We start from the raw sequence: 9,921 nt of genomic DNA, 5'->3' as shown, positions 1-9,921 counted from the left end.
ATGCATGCATCGCGGATCGTCGGGGTCGGCCAGGATAGCGGCGTTGAGGTGATTGCTGACGTCGAAGTCCGGATCCGGCTCCCAACACCACGCGCCGAATCCGTCCTGGACAGCCCTGCTCCGAAACACCGGATAGCGCTCGACGAGCCGCTCGGTGATCGCCGCGTGCAGCCGATCGGAATTCACCGGTTCGGCGGTCCACACCGCCACGTCGGCGACCATGGCGTTCGCCGGCCGATCCATCTCAAGCCACAGGGCATCCTGAACTCCCATGGGAAGCCGACGTTGGGGGGCGGGGAGATCAATTGCAGCCACGCAATATTGTCGCCGTCGTCGGGAAGCCGCGTCGAGCCCGATCAGACACCGGTCACTCGACCGTCATCTTTGGTTGGAGCCGACGACGAACGCAGGGGAAGAATCGGGGCAGCCTCGTTGGTATGTGACAGCCGCGCGAGTTGGCCTGGTGATGGAAGACCAGGCGGCCTGGACGACGCCGACGACGTCGTCGGTGGCGGCGGCGAAGTCGGCCGGGTGGGTCTGCTCGGCCTGCGCGATGCGCGTCGCCCACCGATCGCGGCGGTTCTCCTCGATCTGGACCAGTCCGATGCGCAGGTCGAGTTCGCCGGTGCGCACGGCGTGGCTGACCGCCAGGGTCCACAGCACGGCGGCGTCGGGGCCGGCGTGGGTCAGCGCGCACAGCGTGCGGGCCGCGTGCACCGCCGACCATTCTTCGCGGGGACCGAGGTTGAACAGCGCGACGGGCACTGCCCGGGTCAGGCAGGTGGCGTCGAGCGTGCCGCCGGTGTCGGCGAAGTGGGCGGCCGCGGCGTCGCGGGCGGCCTCGGCCAAGCCTTCGGTGGCGTCGACGGCGGCCAGGACGGCAGCGGTCTGCGGGCCGACGTTCTTGGCGTTGCGCGCCCACCACGCCCAGCGCTGCACAAGGTCATCCAGGCGCTGCGGCACGGTCAGTTGCGAAGCGAAGGAGGCGATCTCGGCTACGGCGATGGCCATGGCGGTGGCGTCGGTCCATTCGCCGGGCGCGTAGGCGCCGCGGCCGATCATGCCGACAGGTTCGCTGCCGGGGATCGGCGGTTTCCGGGTGTACCCGGCGCCGAGGGCGCGGATTCGGCGAGTGTCCTCAACGCGCAGGGACAGCGCATCTGAGCCAAACGCGCCGAGCCGGATGTGTCAGAGGCCGCCGATAGGCTGGATATATCGAGCGAATGGGGGGAAAGCCATGGCTGGTTTCTACAAGCTGTACGTCGTCGGCGGTGCCGGCGGATTCATGGGTGCCGACGGGGTCAACCCGATCGACTACATCATCGGGGTCGGCGCCGCCCACCGAATGTGGTTGGAGATGGTCCACATTCGCCGCCGACGCTCGACCCGGGTGCGGTTCGTGGTGCCCGCAGGGCCCAACGATCCCCACATGCTGATCGACGCGGTGCTGGCGTTCGACCTCGGCCGGTTCGAGCAGTGCCCGTCGTTCGGCGCGGTGCGCGAGCAGCTCGACGGTGTTGAGCGCCTCGACTTCGATGCCGGGCTGAACATCCCGGCGGACTGGCCGGCACTGCGGGAGCAGGCCCGGCCGATCTTCGACCGGATGGGCATCTGGGAGGCCGATCTGCGCGAGGTCGGCGCGACCGCCGGGCAGCTGAATCGAGGGTGACGATGATCGAACTGCTGGTGAGCATCCTGGTGCGCGGGCCGGGGATCGGCTGCACCTACGAGCATCCGGCCCCGACCGGGATCAACGAGATCTGCATCGGCTACGGGTATTCGGGCTCCAGCTGCAAGGTCAACATGATCAGCTGCAGCCCGGTCCCGGGCACGCCGGGGACGTGGAACCCCGACGGGTACACCCCGAAGATGGGATGACGAACATGGGCCTGACCGCCACGAGTGAACCCCGGTTGCGGGTGGTGGAGGGCCGGGCAGCTACGTCGGCTTCGCCGCACGGCTGAATCCCGCCGCGACTACGCTGTGCCGCATGGCTGAGTCTATGTCTGCGAAGCGCAGTGCCCACGCCGTCGCAAATTTCGCTGCAGCTCAGCGATATACGCGTGATGAGATCTTCGCCGAGCCGTCTCCGTTGCCCGGCGACGCGGGGGTCCACGGCTGGTGGTTCCGCGACATCCCTGGCGACATCGATGTCTCCGGCTGCGAACAGCGGGACGGCGTGACTCTGCTCTACGTCGGAGTCAGCCCCGGCCCGCCGCGGGCGGACGGCAAGCCGCAGATCCCTCAGGATCTGCGCAAGCGCGTCCGCTATCACTTCGGTGCAGGCAATGCCGGCGCGGACGGTTCCACGCTCCGCAAGTCGCTCGGGGTCCTGCTCGGAGACCAGCTGGGCTTCGCGCTGCGCCGGATCGGTTCGGGCAAGCGGCAGAACTTCGCCGGCGGCGAAGCCGTCCTGACCCAGTGGATGGCCGACAATGCGATGGTGTCCTGGGTGCTGCACCCCGAACCGTGGTACCTCGAAGCCAAGCTGCTCAGCGCACTGGATCTGCCACTCAACATTCAGGACAACGAACACAACGCCTTCGCCCCGCAGCTCAAGAAGCTGCGTCGGGATGCGGCGGTGAAGGCCAACAAGATGCGGGTACTGGCGGAGTGGTCGTAGGTCCACACCACCGAGGCCGACGGACCCTAACGCCAGCGGCGATCGGTACCTACTCGTAAAACTCCATTAAACGCACCGGGGTCGTCGAGATCTGACGATCGCCTGGACATTTCGAGGAGGGGAACCGCGTATGACAGTTATCGCCATCTATCTCGTCATCACGTTCGGTCTCGGCGGCCTCGCAATGGCAGTGCGCCTGCCCCCCTTGGTCGGGTTCCTGGCGGCGGGGTTTGTCATCAACGCTCTCGACGTCGGGGTGGTGCCGGAACTAGAGGTGGCGGCGGATCTGGGCGTCACCCTGTTGCTTTTCGCGATCGGCCTGAAGCTCGATGTTCGGATCTTGCTGCGCCGCGAGGTGTGGTTGACCACATCGGCGCACATGGTGGTCAGCGTCGTCCTCGGGAGTATCGCGCTGTGGCTGGCCGCCGTGGCCGGAGCGGCGATGCTGGCTGGGCAGAGCATGCAGACGATCGCCCTACTCGCCTTCGCGTTGTCGTTTTCGAGCACCGTCTTCGTGGTCAAAGTCCTCGAGGAGCGAGGCGAGTCGCACGCGCTCTACGGCCGCGTCGCTATCGGAATCCTGGTGATGCAGGACATCATCGCGGTGGTTTTCCTCACCGCCACCAGCGGTCACCTACCCAGCCCGTGGGCGTTGACACTGGTGGGGCTATGGCCGCTTTCCCGGGTGCTGCGCAAGATCTGGACCCGGTTGGGCCACGGCGAAATGCAGTCCCTGTTCGGAATCGTGATGGCACTGGTGCCGGGGTACGCGTTGTTCACAGCGCTCGGGCTCAAGGGTGATCTGGGCGCATTGATCATGGGAGTGCTGCTGGCGTCACACCCGGCATCCTCCGAACTTGCACGTTCGCTGTTCCACATCAAGGAACTGCTGCTGGTGGGATTCTTCGTGTCGATCGGCCTAACCGGACTGCCCGATCTCCCCTCCATCGGCATCGCGCTGTTGATGCTGCTTCTGCTGCCGTTCAAGGCAGCCTGGTATGTCCTGCTGCTGTCGCGCCTGAAACTGCGATATCGCAGCGCGTTGCTCGCCGGGCTGAGCCTGATGAACTTTTCCGAATTCGGCTTGATCGTTGTGTCGGTAGGGGTCTCGGCCGGGATGCTGGCACAGGTCTGGCTGGTGGAGATGTCGATCGCCGTGGCGCTGAGCTTCGTGGTGTCGGCTCTGTTCAATAGGCGCGGCCACCTGGTGGTGGAGAAGATTGCGGCGCGGCTACCGGCCCAGGACGAACTCAACCTGAACCCGGAGGAACGCCATGGCGACGCCGGCGACGCCGAGGTCGTGGTGATCGGTATGGGCCGGGTCGGGTTCGCCGCCTATCAGCGCTTGACCGATCACTACCGGCTGCGGGTCGTCGGTGTCGACTACGACGGACCCCGAGTCCAGCGGCTCGCGGCCGAAGGCCTGCGGGTCATCGAAGGAGATGCCACCGACCTGTACTTCTGGAACCAACTCCGACGTTCCGACTCGGTGCGTATTGCCGTGCTGGCCATGCCGCGTCACGGCGCCAACGTCACCGCGCTCGAATGTCTGCGCGAATCAGGGTTCAGCGGCAAGGTCGCCGCAGTCGCCCGATACGACGACGAGGTGCAGTGGGCCAAGGAACACGGTGTCGGCATTGCCTTCAACGTCTACGCGGGCGCGGGATTGGAATTGGCAGATCAGGTCGCCGATGATTCCGCACCCCGATCAGGCAAGAACACGCTCCGCGACAACGATTCCCCGGCGCCGGGCAGCGGCGGTTGAGCAAGTCCCACACGACGCGCATCTAAGTCGGCCTCTCTCACAAGTACGGATCCGCCCAGGCGCTGATGATGCGCGCCGCCCGAGCGGCCTGATTTTTTCCGGCGAGTAGGTGGTCGGCGCCTTCGAGGGAGACGAAGCTGCGGGGATGGCGCGCGGCGCGGAAGATGTCACTGGCGTTGGCGATGCCCACGGTGTTGTCGGTCGGCGAATGCATGATCAGCAAAGCCCGGTGCAGGGTTCGGATCCGCTCGCGCAGATCGGCGGCGCGAACATCCTCGATGAAGTGCCGCTTGAGGGTCAGCGCCTTGCCGCCGGCGAGGAAGGTGGCTTCGCCGTCCTCCTCGATGCGGTGCACCAGGGCGTCGTAGTTGCGCTCGACGTGAGCGGGTTCGAACGGAGCGCCGATGCTGGCCACCGCCTCCACGCCCGGGCAATGGTGTGCCGCGGCGATGACCGCCGCGCCGCCGAAGGAGTGCCCGACCAGCAGGCGCACCTCCCGGCCCGAGCGGTTCATGAACTCCACGGCCTGCACGGTGTCGGCGACCTTGTGGGAGAACGAGCCGTCGCCCCAGGCGCCCTCGGAATCACCGAGCCCGAGGTTGTCGAAGCGCAGCATGCCGATGCCGTCGGCGGCGAGTTGCTTGCAGATCCGGCTCGCGGCCGGGCAGTCCTTGCCGAGGGTGAAGCCATGGGAGAACACTCCCCACCCCCGGACATCGCCGGGCGGTATGTCGACGATGCCGGCCAGCGTGGGCCCGGTCGCGCTGGCGAAACCGATGCGTTCAGACATCCATCACGTCCTCCATCCGATCCTGCACAGTGGCCGCCCCCACCATTGTCTGGTGGACATGCGGGCGGACCCGGAGTGTCGCACCGGCGCCACGCTCTGTCGACCATCGTGGTGCACATGTCTGGCAAGGATCTGGTGATTCACTGCTCGGTTGCGCTTCCGGCCCAGGTGGACGCGAAGACGATAAAACGCGTTGTCGACGAAGCCGCCGAAGACACCTGTCCGAAACACAAACCAACAGATCATGCCCCAAAACGAGGGCCAAGAGGTCAGATAACCGCCGAGAGTCGGGGGTCGGTGAAGGTTTTGGTCCAGGCTGAGAACGGTTCGTTGGAGGCGATGGCGATCGCGGAGCGTTCTTCTCGTTCGGTGAGTACTTGGAAGAGCAGCTCGGCCCCGCGGCGGTCGAGTTGCAGATGTCCCAGTTCGTCGATGAGGAGCAGGTCGACGCGGCCGTAGTTGCCGGCCCCGCAGCAGCCGCCAGGGGGGATGGCGGTCGCGCAGGGCGGCGTGCCGACAAGTGCCTGGGCTGTCAGCGTGATCGCAGCGGCATTTTCTCAGGGGCGGATGTCCGCAACCAGAAGCATCAGCGTCAGGTCGTCGACCGGAGATGGTTCGAACCCGTAGCGCAGATAGAAGCCGCGCGCGGTGGTGTCCTTGGCGTGCACCAGCAGCAGTCGAACACCTGTGAGATCTGCGACCTCGAGGGACTTCAAGATGAAGTGCTTGACCAGCGCCGCCGCGAGACCTTGACCCTGGCACCGTGCGTCGACGGCTAACCGGCCGAGCAGGAGTGCCGGTAGCGGGTCCGTTTGGTTGCGAGCCGAGCGTGTTGTTGCATGGCTGCGCAGCAGCACCGCGGTGCTGGAAGAGTAGAAGGCCACCACCTGTTGCCCATCGAGGACGACCCAGGTACGGCTGCCTCCCCCGCGCTGGTTGCGCAGAGCCCTGGACCGCAGCCACGCGTTGAGTGTGTCGCGACCGCAATCGAATTCTTCGACGCGGTGGCCGGCCTCCAGCAGGACAGGCCCCTGGAAGTTCACCGCTCCAGAATCGACCGGGCCGCCAGCAGCCGCGCCAACTCCGGCTTAGGGCGCGGCGGGCGGTCGAGCAGTGCTTGGAGATCGCTCCAAGCCTCGTCGTCCAAGGCAAAGACCCGGCGATCGGCGAGGTCCGCTTCGGCTGCTAGAACGGCGTGGCGCACCACGTACTCGTTGAGCGATTCACCGGTTACTTCGAGAACTCGCCGCACCACCGCGTCCTGCGCCGCGGTCACGCGTAGATGCCAGCGGCCGCTCTTCGTCTCCATAGCTTTGACTGTACGCCTCAATGGCGTACAGGGAGTCCGGCCTGTTAGTCATGGTTTAGAGCGCGCACGACGCAACGGCACGAAAACGGCCCCCGGAGAGTCCTCCGAGGGCCGTTTTACCTGGTAGCGGGGACAGGATTCGAACCTGCGACCTCTGGGTCATGAGTTGAATTCCGCTGTAACACAATAGTTTTCATCGTTTCATTCGTGCTGGTCATCGGTGGTTCGGGCTTTCAACTGGTTGCATTGAGTTGCACCATATTCATCTGTTTCGGGGGAAACCGTGACCAAATCTGTGACCAAACGGCAACGAGAGCCGAGTCGCGGGCTGGATGCCATACCTAGGGCGCCTGCATCCACTCGGGTACGGAGGCATTGGAGGTTTCGTCGACTTCAGGAGATGAAGCCCGACCTTGAAAGGGAACCCAACATGAGGATCGTGAAAGTACGGATCGCCGCGGCGGCTGGCTTCTTGGCGGTGATGATGGCACTGGCGGCAGCACCGGTGAACGCTGGACCGCCGCAGGGGATGTGCACGCTCAACTCTTTGATGCGCTGACGAATCGCGTTGTCGCTGGCGCTGAATGCGACGGGATCTCCAGTCATACCAACTCCCGGGTATTCCGGGCCCCGGTGACGGGGCGCTCTTGCCAGGCGCCGGTGTGTCGCTGGCCGCTTCGTCATCCGAGCCACCCACGAGCGTGGGGTTGGCGCACCGCCTAGTCGGAGCTTGGCGACGGTGTCTCATGAAGCTGCCTTCAGTGTACGCGGGCGACCGACAGACGTCGACGAGGCCGAATTGTGCTGTGCAGCATGCTCATGTCTAGCGGTGTGTACCCCATGATTGCCCAGGGGTCGACTCCCCGGGGACAGCCGATAGCCGATGAGTGCCGAGTCGGTCGGTCCTTGCCGACGGTTCAGGTGCACGGGGGTGGGCGCACACCGCTCCGCAGTGACGAAGTCCTCCGCAGTGGTGGGAGTAGTGCCCGGCTCCGAGCGACAAGCTGCTCAGGTTCGACATCTCACTGAGCCCAGCGAACAGTGTGGTCAGGAGCCGTTTCAGGACGAGGCTGCCATTCCGGCTTAGGCGTGAGACGTGTTGTGGCAGTGCATCGGCCAGTATTGGCTCCGATTTCAATAGTGGTAACGCGCTTTCAGGATCTTCACTTCATGATCGTCCGCTCGGTACACGAGCCGATGTTCGTCGTCGATCCGCCGGGACCAGTACCCGGACAGCTCACCCTTGAGCGGCTCCGGCTTCCCAATACCCGCGAACGGGTCACGCTGAATTACTCCGATGAGCCGGGTGATCCGACGAGCCATCCTGCGGTCCGACGCCAACCAGAACAGGAAGTCCTCCCAGGCGTCAGGATCGAAGTTGATCCTTCTCACTCCTGGCCGCCGGCCATCTCCTCGAGCTCGTCGATTGACGTGGTGTGGTTCGCGGGGACCGTGCGGCTGGCCTTGTCCCGGGCAACTGCCTCCATGAGTCGCCGGGCATTCTCGGGTGAACGCAGTAGGTACACAGTTTCCTGCCACGAGTCGTAGTCGGCGGCCGACATGAGCACCGCATCACCGGCTCTGGATGCGATACGCACCGGTTCATGATCGGTATTGACCTGTTGGATCAGCGGGAAGAGGCGCTGCCGAGCCTCACTTGCACTGATAGCCATGCCCACCTCCAGGTACGGTACTTGTTTATTGTACTGCCCTTGTACCGCCAAAATGTACCACTATCGAGGAGTAGTGAAGTTGGCGAATCTTCGGGTCGACGAGGCCGCTGTTCTCACTCCGGAACCGTCACTCGCGGCCCTGCGGAACGGCTATGTGCCGGAGGTACATGCCTAAGTCAACCAAGTTTGACAGGTCCGCCACTCCCGGACGGCGCGGCACTCGCGCTCGGTTCCCGTCGAGCAGATGGCGAGAACCCGTCATCAGGGGTCAAGTCCAGGTACGACTTGTTCTTCCCTCGGGGTGGGCTGGCCAGGGAGGTCTCGGCGGCGGATCGACAAGCCAGCCGCGCTCGGCCCTCTTCTTGCGGCATCAATCTTCGCGGTTATTCACTGGGCCTGCCCACCATGAGAGCATCGACATCACCGAGGCACGGAACATCTTGGGCGAGCTGCCCGATCCAAGCAAAGACGATCTTGACCGACTGGTCCGGCCTGAACGGATCCTTACCATCCAGCAGATCGACCGATTCCCGGTATCGGCCGTGATGGGTAAGCGGGCCGACACCATGCTCCGTGCACGGACATGACTGCGGGATCGAACATTCCTCGAGGTCCCTTCGCCCGGTCCCCGGATCAATCGCCAACGTCTCGGTGTTCACCCATCCCAGGGGCAGGGTGCGCTGGTAGCGTCGCGATTTGACTGTTCCCCCCGACGCCCCAATCAGAAGGAGCTTGGTAGTGCCTTCCGCAATCCGTTCCGCGTTCTCCGCGAGCGTCGCCCTGGCCGCCACCGGGGCGATCGCCGTCAGCCCACTGGCACCGGCTCCCGAGGTGCATATCCCCACGGTACAAATTTCTGGGATCGAACTGACGGCCGCGCCCGCCTTCGGCGCCATCCCGTACCAGATTCTGGTGAATCTGCTGGGTGACGCCCTAGCGCTGGCGCCGATCGTGATCGGCAGCATCGAGCAGTGCACGGTCTGCATCGGGCCGGTCAGTCCGCCCGGCCCCGCGGCGTCGCCCTTCACCGGCTGGGGCGCCCTCGGGTTCGGCGTGGGCTTGCTGACCACCCCATTCGCCATCGTCGGGGCTCTGGGTGCCGGGCAGAGCATCACCCAGTCGCTGGGCGCGGGCATCCTCGCCTTCCAGATCCCGGCGGACAACAGCTTCGCTCTGTTCGCAGCGCCCCGTGCGGGGTTCGGCGGATACGAGTTCGCCGCTACCCGCGCTCGGGCGCGCCAGGCCGTCACCGACGCCATCGTGGGCACCCTCGGCGTCGGCGAGCAGGTGTTGACCGGGGTGCGACAAATCATCAATTCGGGCTTGCTGGGCATCACGTACTTTGCCGAGACCCTTGTCGCCGGGGGCAACGTCATCGCCGCGCTCCAGGCCGGCCTGGCACCGATCACCGCGAGCATCGAGACCGCGCTGGGCAATACCGTCGGCGCGATTCAAATCCTCCGCGAGGCCGTCTACACCGACCTCACCAGCGGGCCGGGGCCGGCCACCTTCCCCATCCCGACAGTCGTGGCCGCCAGCGCAGCTTCGGCCGCCTCGGCGGACACGCCCCGCAGCCTCGCCGCGGCCAAGGCGACCGCTTCCGCGGTGCCCGCCGCTACCGGCGACAACGACTCACCCGGCGGCGAGGTACCCGCTGCAGACGCTGTCACCGGCGGCGAGGTACCCGCTGCAGAGGCTGTCACCGGCGGCGAGGTACCCGCTGCAGAGGCTGTCACCGGCGGCGAGGTACCCGCTGCAGAG

The 9,921-nt window shown here is 65.5% G+C and carries 13 protein-coding genes, 1 pseudogene and 1 riboswitch; of the genes and pseudogenes, 5 read left to right on the top strand and 9 right to left on the bottom strand.

Going from position 1 to position 9,921, the window contains the following annotated elements; genetic code table 11:
- Window positions 1-273: wax ester/triacylglycerol synthase domain-containing protein (locus ADBZ5N_RS14425; RefSeq protein ID WP_526258478.1), on the bottom strand; the 273-nt coding region annotated here is incomplete at its 3' end.
- Window positions 274-378: 105 nt separating this feature from the next.
- Window positions 379-1,185, bottom strand: a complete 807-nt coding sequence (locus ADBZ5N_RS14420; RefSeq protein ID WP_526258482.1) for an ADP-ribosylglycohydrolase family protein — start codon at window positions 1,183-1,185, stop codon at window positions 379-381.
- A gap of 52 nt (window positions 1,186-1,237) precedes the next feature.
- On the opposite strand from ADBZ5N_RS14420, the gene ADBZ5N_RS14415 reads away from it, so the two are divergent.
- From ADBZ5N_RS14415 to ADBZ5N_RS14400, 4 genes are all read left to right on the top strand, one after another.
- The gene (locus ADBZ5N_RS14415; RefSeq protein WP_526258476.1) at window positions 1,238-1,669 is read left to right on the top strand and encodes a hypothetical protein; all 432 of its coding nucleotides are present in this window, start codon (window positions 1,238-1,240) and stop codon (window positions 1,667-1,669) included.
- A gap of 2 nt (window positions 1,670-1,671) precedes the next feature.
- Window positions 1,672-1,878 carry a hypothetical protein gene (locus ADBZ5N_RS14410; protein ID WP_526258474.1) on the top strand — a complete coding sequence of 69 codons (207 nt, stop codon included), beginning with the start codon at window positions 1,672-1,674 and terminating at the stop codon, window positions 1,876-1,878.
- A gap of 112 nt (window positions 1,879-1,990) precedes the next feature.
- Window positions 1,991-2,623 (top strand): GIY-YIG nuclease family protein, encoded by a 633-nt coding sequence (locus ADBZ5N_RS14405; RefSeq protein ID WP_526258472.1) that lies wholly within the window; start codon window positions 1,991-1,993, stop codon window positions 2,621-2,623.
- Window positions 2,624-2,753: 130 nt separating this feature from the next.
- The gene (locus ADBZ5N_RS14400) at window positions 2,754-4,388 is read left to right on the top strand and encodes a cation:proton antiporter domain-containing protein (RefSeq protein ID WP_526258470.1); all 1,635 of its coding nucleotides are present in this window, start codon (window positions 2,754-2,756) and stop codon (window positions 4,386-4,388) included.
- Window positions 4,389-4,425: 37 nt separating this feature from the next.
- Here ADBZ5N_RS14400 and ADBZ5N_RS14395 read toward each other — a convergent pair whose 3' ends face one another.
- The 7 genes and pseudogenes from ADBZ5N_RS14395 to ADBZ5N_RS14365 form a co-directional block, all read right to left on the bottom strand.
- On the bottom strand, window positions 4,426-5,178 hold the full coding sequence (locus tag ADBZ5N_RS14395; RefSeq protein WP_526258468.1) for an alpha/beta hydrolase family protein: 753 nt from the start codon (window positions 5,176-5,178) through the stop codon (window positions 4,426-4,428).
- Between the two features lie 272 nt (window positions 5,179-5,450).
- Window positions 5,451-5,636, bottom strand: a pseudogene (locus ADBZ5N_RS14390) (ATP-binding protein); the annotation flags it as partial.
- 99 nt (window positions 5,637-5,735) lie between these two features.
- A complete protein-coding gene (locus ADBZ5N_RS14385) occupies window positions 5,736-6,221 on the bottom strand; it encodes a GNAT family N-acetyltransferase (RefSeq protein ID WP_526258466.1) in 486 nt (161 codons plus the stop codon).
- Window positions 6,218-6,487, bottom strand: a complete 270-nt coding sequence (locus tag ADBZ5N_RS14380) for a type II toxin-antitoxin system TacA family antitoxin (protein WP_526258464.1) — start codon at window positions 6,485-6,487, stop codon at window positions 6,218-6,220. Before ADBZ5N_RS14380 ends, ADBZ5N_RS14385 begins: the two co-directional genes overlap by 4 nt.
- A 393-nt stretch (window positions 6,488-6,880) precedes the next feature.
- Window positions 6,881-7,093 (bottom strand): hypothetical protein, encoded by a 213-nt coding sequence (locus ADBZ5N_RS14375; protein WP_526258462.1) that lies wholly within the window; start codon window positions 7,091-7,093, stop codon window positions 6,881-6,883.
- A gap of 32 nt (window positions 7,094-7,125) precedes the next feature.
- A riboswitch (SAM riboswitch) is annotated at window positions 7,126-7,239 on the bottom strand.
- A 382-nt stretch (window positions 7,240-7,621) separates the two neighbouring features.
- On the bottom strand, window positions 7,622-7,879 hold the full coding sequence (locus tag ADBZ5N_RS14370; RefSeq protein WP_526258460.1) for a Txe/YoeB family addiction module toxin: 258 nt from the start codon (window positions 7,877-7,879) through the stop codon (window positions 7,622-7,624).
- Window positions 7,876-8,160: a type II toxin-antitoxin system Phd/YefM family antitoxin gene (locus ADBZ5N_RS14365; protein ID WP_526258480.1), complete on the bottom strand. Its 285-nt coding sequence runs from the start codon at window positions 8,158-8,160 to the stop codon at window positions 7,876-7,878. The genes ADBZ5N_RS14370 and ADBZ5N_RS14365 overlap by 4 nt, the downstream gene beginning before the upstream one ends.
- A gap of 738 nt (window positions 8,161-8,898) precedes the next feature.
- Here ADBZ5N_RS14365 and ADBZ5N_RS14360 point away from each other — a divergent pair.
- Window positions 8,899-9,921: hypothetical protein (locus ADBZ5N_RS14360; protein WP_526258458.1), on the top strand; the 1,023-nt coding region annotated here is incomplete at its 3' end.

This window comes from Mycobacterium sp. (assembly GCF_044370595.1).
GTDB lineage: Bacteria > Actinomycetota > Actinomycetes > Mycobacteriales > Mycobacteriaceae > Mycobacterium.
Note: the sequence above shows the minus strand (reverse complement) of the source record. Positions and strands in the feature narration are given on the sequence as shown.